The organism is Pseudothermotoga thermarum DSM 5069, assembly GCF_000217815.1.
In the GTDB taxonomy this organism is placed as follows: domain Bacteria; phylum Thermotogota; class Thermotogae; order Thermotogales; family DSM-5069; genus Pseudothermotoga; species Pseudothermotoga thermarum.
The window spans coordinates 1,766,550-1,785,081 of sequence record NC_015707.1 but is presented as its reverse complement, the minus strand read 5'-3'; the positions used below and the strand labels follow the sequence as shown (position 1 = coordinate 1,785,081).

General features: G+C 39.4%; 18 protein-coding genes. 12 read left to right on the top strand and 6 right to left on the bottom strand.

Annotated features, from left to right (window positions below; all coding sequences use genetic code 11):
- Nucleotides 1-4: 4 nt before the first annotated feature.
- Genes THETH_RS08855 through THETH_RS08845 form a run of 3 tightly spaced genes read left to right on the top strand, consistent with a single transcriptional unit; the run spans nucleotide 5 to nucleotide 4,611 of the window.
- Nucleotides 5-1,423: an aldehyde dehydrogenase family protein gene (locus THETH_RS08855; RefSeq protein WP_013933014.1), complete on the top strand. Its 1,419-nt coding sequence runs from the start codon at nucleotides 5-7 to the stop codon at nucleotides 1,421-1,423.
- Nucleotides 1,424-1,430: 7 nt separating this feature from the next.
- Complete coding sequence (locus tag THETH_RS08850; protein ID WP_013933013.1) at nucleotides 1,431-2,777, top strand: L-fucose/L-arabinose isomerase family protein; 1,347 nt, start codon at nucleotides 1,431-1,433, stop codon at nucleotides 2,775-2,777.
- Entirely contained in the window at nucleotides 2,761-4,611 is a 1,851-nt protein-coding gene (locus THETH_RS08845; RefSeq protein WP_013933012.1) for an alpha-glucosidase, read from the top strand. Before THETH_RS08850 ends, THETH_RS08845 begins: the two co-directional genes overlap by 17 nt.
- On the opposite strand, the gene THETH_RS08840 is transcribed toward THETH_RS08845, so the two are convergent.
- The 4 genes from THETH_RS08840 to THETH_RS08825 form a co-directional block, all read right to left on the bottom strand.
- Nucleotides 4,589-5,257 carry a FadR/GntR family transcriptional regulator gene (locus tag THETH_RS08840; protein WP_013933011.1) on the bottom strand — a complete coding sequence of 223 codons (669 nt, stop codon included), beginning with the start codon at nucleotides 5,255-5,257 and terminating at the stop codon, nucleotides 4,589-4,591. The two genes, THETH_RS08845 and THETH_RS08840, sit on opposite strands and share 23 nt — an antisense overlap.
- 164 nt (nucleotides 5,258-5,421) lie before the next feature.
- A complete protein-coding gene (locus THETH_RS08835; protein ID WP_013933010.1) occupies nucleotides 5,422-6,219 on the bottom strand; it encodes an ABC transporter permease subunit in 798 nt (265 codons plus the stop codon).
- Nucleotides 6,220-6,235: 16 nt separating this feature from the next.
- Nucleotides 6,236-7,096 carry an ABC transporter ATP-binding protein gene (locus THETH_RS08830; RefSeq protein ID WP_013933009.1) on the bottom strand — a complete coding sequence of 287 codons (861 nt, stop codon included), beginning with the start codon at nucleotides 7,094-7,096 and terminating at the stop codon, nucleotides 6,236-6,238.
- Between the two features lie 66 nt (nucleotides 7,097-7,162).
- Nucleotides 7,163-7,798 carry a TetR/AcrR family transcriptional regulator gene (locus tag THETH_RS08825; RefSeq protein WP_013933008.1) on the bottom strand — a complete coding sequence of 212 codons (636 nt, stop codon included), beginning with the start codon at nucleotides 7,796-7,798 and terminating at the stop codon, nucleotides 7,163-7,165.
- A 94-nt stretch (nucleotides 7,799-7,892) separates the two neighbouring features.
- On the opposite strand from THETH_RS08825, the gene THETH_RS08820 reads away from it, so the two are divergent.
- The 3 genes from THETH_RS08820 to THETH_RS08810 all read left to right on the top strand — a co-directional run bounded on the left by THETH_RS08820 (nucleotide 7,893) and on the right by THETH_RS08810 (nucleotide 10,852).
- Nucleotides 7,893-8,231, top strand: coding sequence for a cupin domain-containing protein (locus tag THETH_RS08820; protein WP_013933007.1), 339 nt, complete (start codon nucleotides 7,893-7,895; stop codon nucleotides 8,229-8,231).
- A 123-nt stretch (nucleotides 8,232-8,354) separates the two neighbouring features.
- Nucleotides 8,355-9,371: a D-isomer specific 2-hydroxyacid dehydrogenase family protein gene (locus THETH_RS08815; RefSeq protein WP_013933006.1), complete on the top strand. Its 1,017-nt coding sequence runs from the start codon at nucleotides 8,355-8,357 to the stop codon at nucleotides 9,369-9,371.
- On the top strand, nucleotides 9,359-10,852 hold the full coding sequence (locus THETH_RS08810; protein WP_013933005.1) for a gluconokinase: 1,494 nt from the start codon (nucleotides 9,359-9,361) through the stop codon (nucleotides 10,850-10,852). Before THETH_RS08815 ends, THETH_RS08810 begins: the two co-directional genes overlap by 13 nt.
- Here the strand turns inward: THETH_RS08810 and THETH_RS08805 are convergent, their stop codons facing one another.
- Nucleotides 10,853-12,220 (bottom strand): GGDEF domain-containing response regulator, encoded by a 1,368-nt coding sequence (locus THETH_RS08805; protein WP_041446705.1) that lies wholly within the window; start codon nucleotides 12,218-12,220, stop codon nucleotides 10,853-10,855.
- A gap of 51 nt (nucleotides 12,221-12,271) precedes the next feature.
- On the bottom strand, nucleotides 12,272-13,054 hold the full coding sequence (locus tag THETH_RS08800; protein WP_052295993.1) for a PfkB family carbohydrate kinase: 783 nt from the start codon (nucleotides 13,052-13,054) through the stop codon (nucleotides 12,272-12,274).
- A 48-nt stretch (nucleotides 13,055-13,102) separates the two neighbouring features.
- On the opposite strand from THETH_RS08800, the gene THETH_RS08795 reads away from it, so the two are divergent.
- The 6 genes from THETH_RS08795 to THETH_RS08770 are packed head-to-tail and all read left to right on the top strand — an operon-like array spanning nucleotide 13,103 to nucleotide 18,526.
- Nucleotides 13,103-13,396, top strand: coding sequence for a hypothetical protein (locus THETH_RS08795; protein WP_013933002.1), 294 nt, complete (start codon nucleotides 13,103-13,105; stop codon nucleotides 13,394-13,396).
- A complete protein-coding gene (locus THETH_RS08790) occupies nucleotides 13,393-14,049 on the top strand; it encodes a HesA/MoeB/ThiF family protein (protein WP_013933001.1) in 657 nt (218 codons plus the stop codon). Before THETH_RS08795 ends, THETH_RS08790 begins: the two co-directional genes overlap by 4 nt.
- Nucleotides 14,050-14,076: 27 nt before the next feature.
- On the top strand, nucleotides 14,077-14,847 hold the full coding sequence (locus tag THETH_RS08785; protein ID WP_245530599.1) for a lysophospholipid acyltransferase family protein: 771 nt from the start codon (nucleotides 14,077-14,079) through the stop codon (nucleotides 14,845-14,847).
- On the top strand, nucleotides 14,813-15,367 hold the full coding sequence (locus tag THETH_RS08780; protein ID WP_013932999.1) for a bifunctional nuclease family protein: 555 nt from the start codon (nucleotides 14,813-14,815) through the stop codon (nucleotides 15,365-15,367). The genes THETH_RS08785 and THETH_RS08780 overlap by 35 nt, the downstream gene beginning before the upstream one ends.
- Entirely contained in the window at nucleotides 15,360-16,196 is an 837-nt protein-coding gene (locus THETH_RS08775) for a polyprenyl synthetase family protein (protein ID WP_013932998.1), read from the top strand. The genes THETH_RS08780 and THETH_RS08775 overlap by 8 nt, the downstream gene beginning before the upstream one ends.
- Nucleotides 16,193-18,526 carry a lipase family protein gene (locus THETH_RS08770; RefSeq protein ID WP_013932997.1) on the top strand — a complete coding sequence of 778 codons (2,334 nt, stop codon included), beginning with the start codon at nucleotides 16,193-16,195 and terminating at the stop codon, nucleotides 18,524-18,526. The genes THETH_RS08775 and THETH_RS08770 overlap by 4 nt, the downstream gene beginning before the upstream one ends.
- Nucleotides 18,527-18,532: the final 6 nt, after the last annotated feature.

The following is an 18,532-nucleotide window of genomic DNA, read 5'->3' as shown; positions in this document are numbered from 1 at the left end:
GAATATGAAGATGATAATAGGAGGCAAATTCGTCGACAGACCAGAAAAATTAAAGGTTCATTATCCATACACAGGAGAAGTTGTCGACGAAGTACCTGTGGCTACTGCAGAAGATGTGGAAATGGCTGTTCAATCTGCATTAGAAGGGTTTAAAACGATGAAAAAACTTCCAGCATGGAAAAGAGCAGAAATTCTTGAAGAAACAGCTAAACTGATCTTAAGGGAGAAAAAACGTTTAACGGAAACTTTGGTAAGCGAAGTTGGAAAAACTGTAAGAGAAGCCGAAGTGGAAGTTTTACGCACCGCAGATATTTTCAAACTAGCGGCAGAAGAAGCTAAAAGGATACACGGTGAAACTTTGCCGTTTGATTCGGTCAAAGGTTCCGAGTTCAAAAGAGGTTATTTCCTAAGGGAACCAGCCGGTATAGTGCTTGCCATAGTACCATTCAATGTACCGCTAGCACTTTGTGCTCACAAAGTTGCTCCTGCTATTGCCGCTGGTAACTCTATCATAATAAAGCCTGCTTCTCAGACTCCTCTTAATGCTTTGATACTTGGAGAAATACTCCTTAAAGCTGGGCTTCCACCGCAAGCGGTGAGCGTTATCACAGGTCCTGGTTCAACGGTAGGTATGCAACTTGTCAAAGATCCCAGAATAAGGATTGTAAGCTTTACTGGAAGCGTTGAAGTTGGTCAAAGAATATGTAAAGAAGCAGGCTTTAAGAAACTTTCTCTTGAACTTGGTTCAAATTCACCTGTTATAGTAACCGATACTGCCAACATAGAAAGAGCAATAGCAGCCGTTGTGAGTGGCGGATATTCCATAGCAGGTCAAGTCTGCATATCTGTCCAAAGAGTTTTCGTTCACAAAAAGGTTTACAAAAATTTCGTGGATGGATTGATAGAAAAGGTTAGAAACATAAGGTTCGGTGACCCAAGGTTACCAGAAACAGATATGGGACCTGTGATAGACGAGGCAAACGCTATAAGAATTATAAGCTGGTTTGAAGAAGCGAAGCAAAAAGGGGCAACGATAGCAGTTGGTGGTAAAAGAAACTTCACGCTCGTTGAACCAACGGTGTTGCTGAATGTTCCAGAAGACACCCATATAATGAAAGAAGAATTGTTTGGCCCTGCCGTTGCAGTGAACGAGTATGAAGATTTAGATGAAGCCATAAGAATGGCCAATTCTACGCGTTATGGGCTTCAAGCGGGAATTTTCACCTCGAAAATCTCAGAGATGATGAAAGCAATAGAAGAACTCCAATTTGGTGGAGTGATAATAAACGACAGTTCAAGGTATCGTGCAGACTTCATGCCTTACGGTGGGTACAAAGACAGCGGTTTAGGCAGAGAAGGTGTTAGGTTTGCCATAGAAGAAATGACCGAAATTAAAACGATTGTCATAGACACAAGGGAGTGAGATCAACTTGGAAAAACTTCGAATAGCCGTTATTCCACTTGTAAGAAGTACGTTTGATGTGAACGAAGGAACCAGAGTCTTTAAGGAACAGATAAATATTTTGCAAAACATCGATACAAACACAGATTGGATTTTTCCAACTAGCACTATTGAATATGTTGAAAACTTAAAGTCGTTTTACAGAACTATTCAAAAAGAACCAGTGGATGGAATAATACTTTTGAGTGCAACTTTTCATCTGGGTGATTTAGCCTTACACATCTCACGAGATTTTCCGACTGTTCCTATCATGTGCTGGGCTGTACCTGAACCGCCTTACAACGGTGGTAGGGTTCGTCTCAATTCGTTGGTAGGAGCGCATCTTGATTTTTCTAACCTTTATCGCGCCGGTAGAAATGATTTGATTTTTGCCTATGGATACGCAAACGATCCAGATTTCAGCAAAAAACTTTTAAACTGGCTCATGGCACTTAGAGCGATAAAGACTTTGAAGAACTGCAAAATAGGCTTGTTAGGAGGACGTGCAAGAAGCTTTGTAAATGTCGATGTTTACGAGCCAGAACTGTACAAAGAACTTGGTGTCTTGGTTGAACCTATCTTGCTCGAAGAATTGTTCAACTTTAGCGTAGACAAAGAAGAGTTGGAAAATGAAATTCAGAAATACACAAACTTGTACAAGCTTGTTGCTTCACTTGACAAAGAAAAACTTGAAAAAGTTGCAAGGTTGAAAATAATGCTGGAAAAGCTTTACAAAATATCCAAAGTTCATGCATTGGCAATAAGGTGCTGGCCTGAATTTGCAAACTATTATGGAATATCTCCTTGCGCTGCGATGTCTTCAAACATGGCTGAAGGTAGGATAATGGCGTGCGAAGGAGACGTTCTTGGCGCTTTAACGATGGTAATTTTCAAAGCAATAGGTTGTGAGGAATTCTACTTAGCCGACATCAGTCAAATCTTTGAAACAGGCCACTTGTTACTTTGGCATTGCGGTGTGGCAGCACATAACCTTTGGGACCAAAGGTCAGAAAGACATTTGGATACTTACTTTGCAGGGGGTAAAGGTGTAACGGCTGGTTTCGTGTTAAAACCAGGAACTGTAACCCTGGCAAGGCTTGACTACATTAGAAACCATTGGATTTTGTTTGTTTACGAAACCGAAGCAATTCAAACAGATCAGGAACTCAAGGGAACTTATGTGAAAGTGGCGGCGAAAAACCCTGTAAAATTCGTCGAATCGTTGATCGAAAAAGGATTTGCACATCATATCGTGATGGCATACGGTTCTTACTCTTCAACTTTGAAAACGCTGGCACAGTTGAAAGGGTGGGGAGTGTATGATTCAAATTGTTGAAGCTTTCGAAGCAAGTTCTAACGTGAAAATCAAGGATTTTCATGGACACTGCAATATTTCAACAAAAATTTGGAATAAAGTCAAGCTTGCAAAAGATGCCATAAAAAAGATCAAAGACAGTCCATTGACGATATCGATTGAAGGGTCAAGAGAAGCAAATACGTTGATTTTAAAGTTTAAAACCAATAAAAAAGAAGCAATCTTTGGTGGCGGAGAGCAGTACACACATCTGAACCTTGAAGGTAGAAAATTTTTCGTATTTGTTCAAGAACAAGGAGTTGGAAGAGGATATAACCTAATTTCGTTTCTTGCTTGGTTAAAAGGTGTTAGGGGAAATTGGTACTCAACTTACTTTCCTCAACCAGTCTTTTTCTCAACCGCCGGTTATGGGTTGATAGTTAACACATTCGCTTTGACAAAAGTAGATTTCACAGTACCGGGAGAATGGACGATAGAGATTTACGATAGAAAAGCCCAAGTAATTTTTCTTGAAGGAACGTTAAGTCAAATGGTCGAGATGTTCCATAAAATGTATGGTTCTAAACCTTCAATCTACGACTGGATTTTTGGCGTTTGGATAGCAAGCCAAGGAAGTGTAGAGGCTGTCCAAAGGGTTATACAAGTTTGTGAACGACACAAAATACCGCTCACAGCACTTTGGTGCCAAGATTGGTGTGGAAAAAATCCAACAAAATTCGGCAGGCAAGTTTATTGGAATTGGTCCTACGACGAAAAAGATTATCACAATTTACCAGAGTACATAGAAAAGTGGAAGGAAAAAGGGATACATTTCCTTGGTTACATCAACCCATTTTTGATAAAAAATGGGCCACTTTACAAAGAGGCAGCTAATCGTGGTTACTTAGTTAAAACAAAAAACGGAGATCCTTATGACATATACGTAACCACATTCCCAGCCGGGATGATTGATCTGACCAACTCTCAAGCTTACGCGTGGTATAAGGATTTGATCAAAAAGAACATGCTTTCAATAGGCATGAGTGGCTGGATGGCCGACTTTGGGGAATACCTGCCTGTGGACGCAAAATTGGAAAAAGGATCTGGGATGGAATATCACAACGAGTACCCAGTCATTTGGGCAAGGTTGAACAAAGAGGCTGTCGAAGAATCAGGAAAAGATGCTGTTTTCTTCATGAGAGCAGGTTATCTGCAATCAACTCTTTATACCCCAATTCACTGGGCTGGGGATCAAAATGTTGATTGGTCAAAGTCTGATGGATTGCCGTCGGTCATACCAGCTATGATCAGCATGAGCCTTTGTGGGTCCAAATTGGTTCATTTTGATACAGGTGGTTACACTTCACTCTTTTGGTTGAAAAGATCCCCAGAGCTTTTCATGCGCTGGGCAGAGATCGGTGCCTTTTCACCTATAATGAGAACTCATCAAACAAACAGACCCTATAAGAATTTTCAATTCGACGATCCTAGGGTTCTAAACCACTTCTCAAGAATGGCTAGAATTCACTTCGCGTTGAAGGATTATCTCAAAACCGAATTAGAAGAAGCGGTAAAAACAAATAAACCTCTCGTTAGACATTTAGCACTTGATAACCCTGATGACAACGTTTGTTTGAAACTGAAGTATCAATATTTGCTCGGTAGATACCTTCTTGTTGCTCCGGTTATTAAACGTGGTGCAAAAAGTTGGAAGGTATATCTACCCAAGGGAGAATGGATTCATTTGTGGAGCAGAAGAAAGTTCGAGCAAGGTTGGATAGAGATTGAATCACCGCTTGGTTATCCACCCGTTTTTGTAAAAGCCAGTTACGAGAAAGCTGAGGAACTTTTGGCTAAAGTTCGAGATATTTCCTGATATTGTCATAATGTTCCTTTAAAGCTTCTAGTAAAGCTTCTAGGTTTTGTTTGGATATAGATTCGACTATTCTTTTGTGAATGGCAAGTGACCTTTCTTGGTAGGATTTATCCCAAAGATAATCTTTTTTGAGATGAAGCCAAACCTTTGTTTTCATGTAATCGACGAGTTGATTTAAAAAGGAAGATATTATCAAATTGCTGCAACCTTGCGAATAAATTTTGTGGAACCTCACGTCATGCTCAATAACCTGAACTAAATCGCCTTTTTTGAAATTTGTTTCCATGCCATGAACTGCACTCACCATGTCCTGCACCATATCGTAGGAAAAATTTGAGAAAAATCTTTGCGCAATCATCATTTCAAGCATTTGCCTGGCATCCACAAGTTCGTCGATATCATAATCCAAAGAACCGTTTCCAAGGTTCTCGTTTAAGCTGGGAACCTTCACTATGTAATTGCCGCTACCATGTTTGCTTTTGATTATACCGCAGGCTTTTAAATAACTTATCGCCTCACGTATTATTATTCTCGAAACTCCAAATTTTTCTGCCAATGTTCGTTCATTTGGCAACTTATCACCAATTTTCATATTCTCAGTCAATATCATTTTTTTGAGTTCTTCGATAACTTGCTTACTTTTCAAGATGTACCCTCCTGGAAAAAATTTTAACCTATCCATATTCTAAGGTTATCTTTTTACCTAGTCCGCAAAAGAATCTATTTGTTTTATTTGGGTCATACAGCTTATTCGTTTTTTTACGATTATACTAACATAAATGCTAAGCCATTCATTAATAGTTCGTTGAATTAGTAGATATCTTTTCTTTCATAATAAAGTATACTAATCAAAGCTGAGCTAAGGAAAAACACGATCGTCAAGATCAACGCAGTGATGTTGAATTGCCGGGTTTTTACGATTTCAGCTGGATCGAAAAAACCAAAAGGCGTGAAATTGGCAAGAATCTTGAATTTTTCGGTTATTCTTGGTATCACACTAAGAAAGTAAAAACCAAAGATGAAGAATAATATCTGACTGTCAGCACTCGTTCTTTTTCTGCTTACAACAGAAATTAAAAAGCCAACTGCTGCCACAAACATATGTACACCCCAGTACGCGGCGACAAGTTGCAACATGAGTTTGACATCAAATGGCTTGACTTTGTAGGTTTGGAAGTATATGTAGTTCGCCGCAGTTAAGATAAGATCGAACAAGAACAAATATATTGTCACAGCAAGAAATTTTTCAAGGATATATCTTCTTCTTGTTAAAGATCGTGTCAGTATGAATTCTGCTGTCTTGTCATGTTCTTCTTTGCAAACTATCGAAGATGCCAATCGGCCTCCAAAAAAACTCGCAACCAAGAATACAAAAATTTGTCCCTGCAAGGCAAAAAAGTGCAGTATGTCCGAAAAATCTATCTTGTCAAGTCCAAATAGTTTTCTAAACACAGCTGGCAGAAGCTGGAGTTTGGTGGCAAAAAGCCCTTCCTCTCCTGCAAAAGATGGAAAAGCAGAAAAATACACAAATTGCATTCCAACAAGAAACACTGTCCAGAAAAGGAAAGATTTAAAATTCATCTTCAGTTCCCATTTCAATACGTTCATTTCGTTCACCCCCAATTCAGTTTTTGTACAATTCTTCAAAAATTTCTTCAAGCGATACATCCTCAATGATCAAATCTTCGATGTCATACTCTTTCAGCTTTTCCAAAAGATTGTTGATCTTTCCGTTGTAATAGAACTCCTTCATTCCGCTTTGTTCCTTAAAATTAAACACGTTGGCTAAGTTTTTAAGATCAGAACAGTTCGAATTGGATAACATTCTGACTTTTTTCATATTAAAGTATTCACTTGGTTCCTTTATCAGCTGACCTTTCCTTATGAAAATTACCCTATCACACAGTTTTTGAACTTCGGAAAGGTTGTGAGATGAAAAGAAAAAAGTCGCACCACGCTCGGCTCTTTCTTTTCGAATTAGATCATACAGTTGCTTTTGCAATGGATCCAACCCATTCGTGGGCTCGTCAAAAATGTACAACTTTGGACGATGAACAAAAGCTTGAACTATTGCCAACTTCTTTTTGTTTCCGAGCGAAAGGTCTTCTACCTTTTTGTCCATCTCGATCTTCAACATGTCACAGAGAAAGTCAAAATAATCTCTGTCCACATCTTTGTGAAATCTAAGAGCGTATTTCAAAAACTCCTTCACTTTCACACCCGGATAATAGTTCACCTCACCAGGAATGTAACCTACTTGAGAGTTTATGTTTGCGTAGTCTTTTTGTACATCCTTTCCAAAGACGTATACTTTTCCACTTGTAGGCTTCAAAAGCCCAAGGATGATTCTGATCGTTGTCGTCTTTCCCGCACCGTTTGGACCAACAAATCCTACGATTTCACCTTCTTTGACAGAAAAACTGACGTTTTCAATTGCTTTCGTTTTCCCATAATACTTCGTAAGCCCTTTGACCTCGATCACCATGGTTTTTCACCTCCCTTTCTGGTTGCACTGTCTATATTATGACTCAAGAGTCATATGACTGTCAAGTCATATTTTGGAGATGCCATTTTTTACCAGTTCCATCCACTGTTTTCGAACTTCAGATACGTAATCCTTCGAAAGCTCGACAATCTTATTTCCCATTCGTTTAGCCAAATCCATGAAATATCTCTTCAAACTCCAAGTTGCTCCTTCAAGAAAAACAACGATGATTTCTGCGGGAATATCGTTTCTTATGAATCCACTCTTTTGATTCTTAGTAACTATATCGTTGAGCAAAGCTTTTGTCCTTTCTTTGAGCAAACTTTGAATCTCATCTTTGCAGGGTGAATCATCATGGAACGCCGCTTTTTCAAGCAATAAAGATTCATAGGGATTGTTTACAAAGAAATTCCAAGTTGACTCAAAGGATTTTTCCAAAAACTCGAATAGGCTCAACTGTTCGAAATCTATGTTTTCAACCAACTTCAAACTTGCCTTCATCGCTTCATTCACGGCATGAAGGTACATATCCTTCTTGTTCTCGAAATACTGGTACATACTGCCTTTTGCAACTTTGCATTCCTTTGCGACATCTTCTATATCAACTTGTTCGTAGGGTTTGGTTGCAAAATACTTGATCAACGTATTTGTAATCCTATTTCGTTTTTCCTTTGGAAGATTGAAAAAGGTGCTTTTTGGCATTCTTTCACCCCCGGACACACTATATTATGACTCTTCAGTCACGTTATGGTCAACACGAAAGCCAAGGTAAAATCAAAGTGTCGGAGGTGATCTTGTGAAAATTCAACATTACAAAGATGTTCAACCACAGCTTGTGATGGGTGGCAACATCGAGAAAAGAGTTTTGATTGGCTCAGCCGATAAAGCACCGAATTTCACGATGAGACTTTTCACTCTGAAACCAGGCGCAAGTACGCCTTATCATACTCATGAGTGGGAACACGAAATTTTTGTTGTCGAAGGTAAAATAAAAGTTAGATCAAAAGATGGCGAACAAATGATTGAAGCCGGTGGGTTTGTTTTTGTTGAACCAAATGAAGAACATCAGTTTGTCAACGTAAACGAAGGACCTTCTTCATTCATCTGTGTGGTACCCAATTATGGTGAGAAATAGAAAAAGAAGTTCTCTGTGAGATATTGACACAACAATGGAATTTGGAATATGATTGAACATGTGACAAAAAATTTTTTCATCGTTTGAAATATCACCCAAGTCAAAAGAGGAGGTTTTTTCCGAATGGTTAAGATAGCCATAGTAAATTCAAGCAGTTTTGGGAAATATTTTCCCGAACATATAGAGAAGCTCAAAAAGTACGGTGAAGTTGAAAGATTTGAATTTCCGGAAAACATAGATGGAAAAACTTTGGCTGAAAAGCTCAAAGGTTTTTCGATAATAATAGCCAGTGTTAAACCGTATTTCAACAAAGAGTTTTTTGAACATAAAGACAAAACAATATTGATCGCACGCCATGGGATTGGATACGACAACATAGATATAAAGAGTGCAACGGAAAAGAAAGTGATAGTTACAAAAGTTACAGGAACGGTGGAAAGAGAAGCGGTTGCAGAAACAGCTATTGCACTTTTAATGACGGTTATAAGAAGAATTATAGAGGCTTCAACTGCTGTGAAACAAGGCAGATGGAGAGATCGAGCAAAGTTCATGGGATGGGAAATAAAAGGGAAAACCGTTGGAATAATTGGATTTGGAAACATAGGAAGTCGCGTCGGTGAAATATTGAAAAACGGTTTTAACGTTAGACTACTTGCATTTGATCCAAACTTATCTTCAGAGGAAATAAGAAAAAGAGGAGCCGAACCTTGCTCTTTGGAAGAGCTTCTTAGGTCTTCCGACATAATTTCTTTGAACGCTTCTTTGACGAAGGAAAATTACCACATGCTTTCATACCGAGAATTTGAGATGATGAAACAAAATGTGATAATCATCAATACGGCAAGAGGAGAACTCATCGACGAAAAAGCTTTGATGGAATACCTAAACAAAGGAAGAGTCGCAGGAGTAGGAATGGATGTTGTAGAGGGTGAACCTATAGATGAAACTCATCCACTTTTGAAGTATGAAAATGTCGTTATAACACCTCACATTGCAGCTTACACTTACGAATGTTTGAAAGGAATGGGAGATAAAGTCGTCGAAGACGTTGAGAAAGTTATGAACAAGCAAATTCCAAATGAAGTTGTCAACAAAGAAGTTATCGATTTGTTGTTGAGGGAAGGAACATGGAAGATCTAGTGCTTGCACTGGATTTAGGAACTACAAATATAAAAGCGGGAATACTGGATGTAAATGGAAACCTTTTAAAAGTTGAAACAAAAGAACTTTCAGTTGAAAGAGACTCAACTGGCAAAGCAGAGCACAACCCAGATGTTATCTTTGAGTCGGTAATTTCAATTTGTAAAACAGTTGTTCAAGGCTATGAAGAAAGAGTCAAAATAATAGTCCCATCTTCCTATATGTTCGGTTTTGTTCCTTTGGACAAAGATTTCAAGCCACTTACCGGGATAATAACCTTGTTGGACACAAGGTCTCAGGAAACTTTCCACGAGCTTTTGCAAATCGTTGATTACGATCAGCTTTACAACAGAACAGGCTGTCCGCCTTTGTTTTTGTATCCGTTTGCAAAGATATATTGGTTGAAACAAAGAAAACCCGAGATTTTTAAAAACGCCAGGTATTTTCTCTGTTCGAAAAGTTTTATTTGCCTTCTTCTCACCGGTGAAATTTACTCCGACCCAAGTGTTTCATCGTCAACCCAAATGATGAACATTCATAGCTTGAACTGGGATCCATATGCTTTGAGTGTACTTGGGATCGATGAAAGAAACCTTGCAAAAATCGTTCCGGCGGAAAAGGTCGTTGGGCAGATCAGGCCAAAAGTGGCAGAAATGATCGGTTTAGGAAAAGATGTAAAAGTTCTAAACGGTGTGTACGACAGTGGCGCTGTTGCGCTTGGAACAGGAGCTTTGCAGGGATACTATGGGATCATAAACCTTGGTACAACAGCGATGATAAGAGTCGCTTATCCAAAACCCGTTGTGGATAAAGATAAAAGAAAAAGATTTCAAGCTTGTTATCTTTGCAACAACAGATGGTTCATAGGAGGTTCCATAAACAACGCTGGGATAATACTGAAATGGTTCAGAGATAACATTTTCAACCTTCCTTACGACAAGATGTCAGAACTTGCAGCGCAGGACGATTCAAAGGATTTGTTCTTTTTGCCATTCATAACTGGGGAAAGATATCCAGAAATAGGTAACGTTGCCTGTGGTGTATTCTTTGGGTTGAAAAGCCATCACACCAAATTACACATGATCAGAGCAGGTATGGAAGGCGTTGTTTTTTCTTTGAAGTTGGCTTTCGATGCTTTGAAAGAAAATGGAATAGAGGTAAGCGAGCTTAGAGCAGGAGGCGGTGGAACCAACTCGAACGTTTGGATGAACATTTTTGCCAACGTTTTCAACTTACCAGTAAAAATCCCTCAAGCAAAAGAAGCAGCCCTTCTTGGATCCAGTATCCTTGGACATTATGCTCTTGGTCATTACAAAACCTTGGATGAGGCAACAGAAAAACTCGTGAAAATCGAAAAAAGTTATTTGCCTTTACCAGCAGAGGTAGAGTATTACTCAAAAAGATACGAGTTTTTCAAATATTTGGTTTCTTTCATGCGCGAGGCTTACCAAAAACACTTTGAGCTTTTTTCGACAAAATAACTAAAGAAAGGAAAACCTTGCTTGATTCTTTCCGCTTCTTTTTGCAATGTAAAGAAATTGATCTGCTTCTTGCAAAGTTTCCAATGCAGATTGTTTGTTTTTCCCCAGTGCCACACCGCAACTTACCGTACATTTTTCAACGAATGGAAATTTGAAAGATCTCACTTTATCCAAAAGCTCGTTGATAATTTTCACCAAGTTGTTTTCATCCACCTGCGGAAAGATCGCCACAAACTCTTCTCCACCATATCTTCCAACCAAAGCTTTTTCTCTCAACTTTTCTTTTAACAAATTTGCCATGCTTTTGAGAACCTCATCTCCAACAATGTGACCATAGGTATCGTTTATCTTTTTAAAGTCATCGATGTCGAAAATCGCAACTGCATAAGTGTTTCCATCTTTTTTGGAACGAGCGTGAATTTCCTCTAAATTTGCCAACAAAGCTTTCTTGTTGAGCAAGTTCGTCAAACCATCTGTTGAAGATTGCACTGTAAGTTCCTTGACCACGTTCAAAGCGTTGAACAAAAGTCCCAAGCTTTCTTTTGCATCGTTTAAGGCTGAAGTTAAATTGAATATTTCTTCTGGTTCCTCGAAGGCTAAAGCGCCAACTTCGTTTTGAGAGTATTTTACAGTGTAAACAAAAAGATCACTTAAAGGTTCTATTTTGATCGGTTTCAAAGGATAAAAACTCCATTGCGAAGGTTGGATCGGCTTTTCCAAGTGGCAAACAAGTTTTTCCTTTAATTCATCAAAGTTTACCTCTTTTCCAAAGCTGAAGATTCTTCCTTCAACTGGTGAAAGTACCAGCGAGTGCATCGCTGCAAATGGAGAGAAATTCAAAAACAAATCCCTTAATTTTCTAAGAACATATCCTTCATCGCGCACAAAATCTATCAGCTTCAAAATCTCCCTGTTTAGTATTTCGTTTTTCATTTTGCTTTCCAAAATCCAATAGACGTCACGTTTTAGAAAGGATTCTTTTAATCTACAGACAAACTTTTCTTCACTGACAAACTTCAGTATTTCTTCCTCAAGCTGTTGTCTTTGCAACATTTTCGATATGAACCTATCTGCGCCACTTTTCGATGCCCAAAAAGCGCTTATCACATCGTCTGAACCGGTTAGTATCGCTATTCCAACATTTTCAAAGCCTTCTATTGAGCGAAGATACATGCACAAGAGTAGCCCCGATAACCCTGGCATGTTGTAGTCTGTTATCACAACATCTGGCTTTACTTGAAAAGCTAAGTTGATCGCTTCAACGGCATTCTCGGCAAAATGGACATCCAAATCGGATTTCTTCTTCAAAATGTCGTGCAAAATCATTCTCCAAAACTTGCTATCATCTACGACAAGACACCTTTTCACCACTGTAACCCCCCAAAGTTAAAGCGACTATCTTTTAAAAAATTATACATTTCAAAGCATCTTTTCAGCAAAAGCTGCAAGCAATCTCATTTTGTTGAAAGCCCCTTTGATTGACTTTGCCATCTCTTGAGCCACTAAAACAGCTTTTTTCAGACAATCTTCTCTGCTACCACCTTTCAACAAACAGTCGATTAAGATCACGTCGAAAAGATCTCCACAACCAATTGTGTATTTGTATTCCTGTCCATCTCCTTCGACGAAAAGTTCATCCCACTTTGCGCCTTTATAACCCATCTTTACAACATCACACCTTATTTTTTCGCATTCTTGTAAATTGCCTATCGTAACAACGTCTTCTGCAAAAGCTTTTATGGCATCTTCACAAATTCTCCTTGGACCTGCTTCCAAAAAGATTTTCTTATTTCGATGAACTTTCAAAACTTCCACAACCGTTTCAAGCGGTACCTCCGTGTTCACAAAAATGGCATCACAGCTTGAAAGTATTTGGTGGTTTAACTTGACTGGTAAATCGTTTGTCCCACGCTTCACGGCTATTGTTCTTTCGTTGTAAGCAATGTGGATTCCCGTATCCGCCTGACAAATAGCTATGTTAGATACATCGAAATTTTCTTTCTTTAATCTTTCAATTATCATACGCCCTTTGTAATCATCTCCAATATTTGAAAAAAATAGTACATCGTGTCCAAGTTTTTTAAAGCCAAAAGCAACATTTAATCCTGCTCCCCCACAATCTTCGATGATTTCCACAGAGTGTGGTTTTTCACCGTAGATGTAAATATCAAGGAAGATCCCTCCAACAACGCCTATTTTCAATTTCATCACCTCTTTCATGCATTATAATAGCCTTAGGAGGTGATGTTGATGAAAATAAAGTTTGGAAACCTTGCGGACATCATGGTTGGAATTAAGGAAATAGAAGTTGAAGGAAAAAGTTTAACAGAAATTTTTGACAATCTATCCAAAATCGTTGGCAAACGCGTCAGCTTAAAGATCGATACGAAAGAGGAAAACGTGTACCTTGTGGTAGAAGAAAATGGGAAAACGAGGAAAAACTGGGTTGTTGCGCTTTACAACGGCATAAACGTTTTGGATATAGATCCCAACGCCGTGCAAAATGGGGAACTGGTGGTCTTTGTCCCCGTGAGTGGAGGATGATTTTCGAAAGACACATCAAACTTTTTGAAAATTTTGAAAAAATAAGGAATGCATCGGTCTTTGTGGCAGGTGCAGGAGGCTTAGGCTCAACTGTTTTGACGCTTCTAGTTAGAATAGGTGTAGGAACTGTCTACTTTGCCGATTGTGCTGTGATCGACGAACCGGATTTGAATCGTCAAATACTTTACACCTACTTAGATATAGGAAAACCAAAGACTTTCGTTGCAAAGCAAAAGCTAGAAGAAATGAGTCCTTACACAAAAATTCATTCTATCAACGCAAAGCTGGATGAAAATTTTCAACTACCAGATGTGGATTTGGTAATAGATTGTCTTGACAGTTTTCAAGGAAAGTTTCTTTTGGACAAGTTGTGCCACAAATATGGAAAACCCTTGGTTCATGCTGGTGTTGAAGGTTTTCAAGGACAAGTTACAGTTATCATACCAGGCAAAACTTTTTCGCTTAGAGCTTTGTTTCACGGTGCAAAAGATGAGAATCGAACAAGACAGGTTTTTCCTTCCACCGTTCTGGTCGCAGCGAGTTTGGAAGTTTGCGAAGCGGTGAAATTGATCTGTCAAGAAAAAGACTTACTGACAAACAAAATCTTGTTTTTCAATTTGAAGTCAAACTCTTTTGAGGTTGTTGGAATCTAAATTTTGGTGGTGAAAAATTTGAAAAAAGTGCTTGTGACCATTTGGTTTCTAATTGCGGCAAGCCTTTACATCGTTGGGTATGGAAGCTTGGTTTTGCTGTTATCGCTGTTCTTGAGAATTTTCAAAGGTAGGGAAAAAGCCAAAAGCTTTGTCTTCAAACAAATCAAAATCTTTGGAAAAAATGCCTTCAAATGGATGTTTTGTCCCGTAAAAGTGTTTGGTCAGGAAAATTTGAAGGAGAATGAAAACTACTTGGTTGTTCCAAACCACCAAAGCATGATGGATATTCCACTAGTCCTTGGTTACATAGGTCCCATGCCCATGATAGCAAAAAAAGAACTCTCAAAAGTACCCGGAGTCAACTGGTTTGTCAAGTACATGGGTGGCTTGTTTTTGGATAGAAAAAACCCAGCTCAAGGTGCTTTTGTTATAAGGCAAATGGACAGAATTCTGGCAAGAGGAAACTCGTTGCTCGTTTTCCCAGAAGGAACGCGCTCAAAAGATGGAACCGTTGGAAAGTTCAAACCAGCTGTCTTTAAACTTGCGATTCGACACAAAGTGAAAGTTTTACCGGTTTCAATTTGGGGTACAATATTCTTGGTACCAAAAAAGAGTCTTTTCCTCAACCCTGGACCTGTTTCGATGATCATTCATCCTCCGCTGGATCCAACTCAGTTCTCAAACGAAGAAGAATTGGCTCTCAAAGCAGAGGAAATTGTCAGAGCTGGGGTTGAGAAACTTAAAATGCTTGAGGTGGGAGAAAATGAGAAGAGCATGGATAAAGGCTTTGGTTCTTGATAAGATTCACAATTCGCCGGTCGTAATACTTGGAGTCGAAGGGACCTCAAAAGTAGTACCAATATGGATAGGTGCCTGCGAAGCCAACGCTTTGGCTTTGAGCTTAGAAGGCATAGAACTGCCAAGACCTCTCACGCACGACTTGTTGCTCAACATTCTCGATGCGTTGGACGCCAGATTGGAAAGAGTAATCATCCACACCGTTAAAGATAACGTCTACTACGCCACGCTGGTGATAAGAGACCTCACCTTCTCAGATTCAGAAGAGGATGAAGAACCAAGTCACGCTTTAATAGAAATGGACGCAAGGCCTTCAGACTCGTTGGTTCTGGCAGTTAAAAAAGGCATACCAATTTACGTCAGCAACGAGATAGTGGAAGAACACGCGATTGATTTGAACTTGCCGGAAGACACAACGGACGAAGAATTCAGAAAATTCGTCGAAAATTTGGACATAGACAAGTTCAGACAAATGTTGAAAGACGAGCCGAACGAAAAATCAAGCGAAGAAGATGAATAACGAAGAATTCCTTGGAAAGCTCAATGAAAAACTCGCATTGATTTTCACAGACAAAGCAAAAGTGGAATCGGCAATGAAATATAGCCTTTTGTTGCCTGGAAAAAGGCTGAGACCCCTTTTCATAAAAACCGTTTGCGAGGATTTGGGCGGCAACTTGGAATTTGTTTGGATTCCAGCCATCGCAGTTGAGCTGTTTCACACAGGTTCTTTGGTTCACGATGATCTTCCTCAAATCGACGATTCACCGCTGAGAAGGGGGAAACCTTCCTGTCACATTGTGTACGGCAACGATTTCGCTATTCTCGCCGGCGACGGTCTAATGTTGAAAGCTTTTCAAACGTTAAGCCAAGCACATGAAACAACTAAATCTATGCTGTTTGAAAGTTTCTCAAAGGCAACCTTTGACGTTTTGATAGGCGAAGCCTTGGATGTGGAGTACACTGGAACGAAACGAACCTTACCGGAGATAATCGGCATGTACGAGAAAAAAACCGGCGCTTTGTTTGGATTTTGCTTTGCCGCTGGAGCAATAGTAAGTGGCAAATATCATTTGGTTGAAAGACTAGAAAGGATCGGTAGGGTTTTTGGCATATGGTTTCAAATAATCGATGATTTGAAGGATGCTCTCTTATCCGAGGAAGAGGCTGGAAAGACAACAGGACGGGATAAGGCTCTTGGAAAAGTAACCGTTTTAGATTGTCTTGGAATTCAAGAGACCAAAAAGTTTGCCGATAATTTGTTTGAGGGGCTACAAAAAATCTTTGAAAGGTTAGGTTTAAATAAAACCAAATCTCTTGCAAGAAACGTGTATGAGATGGTAAAGTTATGAACAGATTAATTGATTTTTTGCTCAGTTTATTGAAAAAAAGGCTTTTGTTAATAGTAATCTTAGGGACCACGGCGGTGGTCCTATCTGTTGTTTTTGGTTCTTTCATTTTCAAAGCTTTGACAAAACCTAAGAAAGTTGCTGATACAGTTGTGACTTCAACGCAAGAACTTACCATTGTGATTCCCGATGGCGCTTACAGCAAAAGCAAGTTCTTCCAAGTTAAAAGAATTTCACCAAGTGAGCTTCATCCAAGTTTGACTTCCGTTTTTGCGTCCAACGTGTACGAAGTTTTTCCATCCGATGGTGTGAACGAATTCGCCATGGAACCGATAACGATAAGATATAGATTACCATCGAACCTTTACCTCGGGGACGAATATGCCAACGTAGCTATTGGTTACATTCCAAATCCCAAAGAACCATTGTATCGAGTTTACGGCGGTGCGTACATACAAACCGACCCTTCAGGGGCATACGTGGAAGCGCAGGTTTTTCACGTTTCAACGATAGGATTGGTTGCATACGTTCCAGAGAAGCAAAAGCTTGGTTTACAACTTATAAAGGAAAATCCAAGATCGATCGAACCTGTTTTGCTCTTGATTCCAGACGTTGACAGAAATTTTCTTGGATTTGTCAGCACCGAGGGAAAACAGCAGATAAACTTTTGGTCTGAACTTTTCCCAGAGCGAACCATAATGTACTACGAATATCCGATAATTTCCACAAAATCGAAAGCTTACATGGATGGGTTTAGACAATTTTCAAGGATAAACGGAATAAACAGCTTTCTGTTTTATGAAGCAAGTAAATTAGCCACAGAATTGATGAGACTGAGCAATTTAGAATTTGACATCGTTGCACACGGAATAGGCGGAATAATAGCTCGTCTTGCCGTGGAAAAATATCCACAGGTTAAAAACGTTAGGAAAATCGTTCTAGTAAGCACACCAAGTGGTGGAACAAACATAGTCAACCCGATATACTTTGGAACGTTCTTTTACGAAAAACCTTCGCAAACTGTCGCCAGAAATTTTGGAACGGAAAGTTCTATAGTCGACGCTGCAAAAGCTCACATTTTGTTCTATCTAGAATCGCTTGGACCTATATATAGGGAAGTACTTCCAAAAGGAACTGCAGTGAATCTTTTGGGTGATAAAAGACAAGATATAGATTATCTATCCATTGTGGGCGATCGACCACCGATGTCCATAAACTTTTCAAAAACAATTCTTGAACAATTTTACCCTGAACTTTCTGTTGGAGATGGTATCGTTACACCACAAAGTGCACGAATACAAAATGCAGACTTTGCCGTTGTGGCAGGATCGTTCCTCGATTGCTATCTTTCAGTTGAGTTTCAAAGCAAAATAAAAGATTTTCTCAAATACGAAAAACCGGTTGTTCCACTTTACAGAAAGGATACTTACCCAGAAAGAGTACCACAAGCTAGAGTAACGGAACGCGTATCGCCACAACCGGTACAAAGCCCACAAAGAGTCATGGTGACAGTTCCAACGAGTTACAACCTTGAAACGATCGCAAGGCTGAAAGAAAGAATGGATGCAACCGGTGTGATAAGTTTGCATCAAGCTGGTTCGACAATTTTGCTGCATCGTATCGATGGGTTGTATTCATCAAGGTTTAGAATTTTCTCTGGAGAAGTGAGATACCCGCACACTGTTGCCGGGAAAATGGGATTTGTGAGCGGATCTAAGGCTTATTTGTTTGATGGAAAAAACTTTACAGAAGTTGGAACGCTATCGATTCCAGGGAACTGTTTAGACATTTTGGTAACTGCAGTGGGAATATATGCTTTAACCAAATCGGATAAAATCAATCTTTTTAGATGGGACAACCGCTGGCAGTTAGTGGGAAGATTCGATGGGGAATACGCAAAATTTGTCGATGCCGATAAACCAACTTTTTTGACCAACCACGAAGTCTACAGGATAACCAACAGTGGCGTGGAGCTTTTGGTACGCACGACAGAGTTAGGTTTAAAGGAAAAATCAACGGATTTAACGTGTTTTTACGAAACAAGCAACTTCATTTTCCTTGGAACAAGGGCGTATTATCTGTTGGTTTACAATAAAACTGATAAATCCTTTAAAATTGTGGCAGAAGGATGGATCGATCCACAGAAAATATTGTCAAGTGGAGATTGGGTTGTAACCGTCGGAACTTCAACGCTTTTGTTCTTCGATGTTAAGAACCAATCTTTCAAAAGTGAGATCCAAAAAATGGAAGGTCAAGTGAAAGACGCTGTAATCGTTGGCAAAGATTTGTACGTTTTGGCTGACAATCGAATCGACGTTTTTACTCTACCGTGAAGAGGT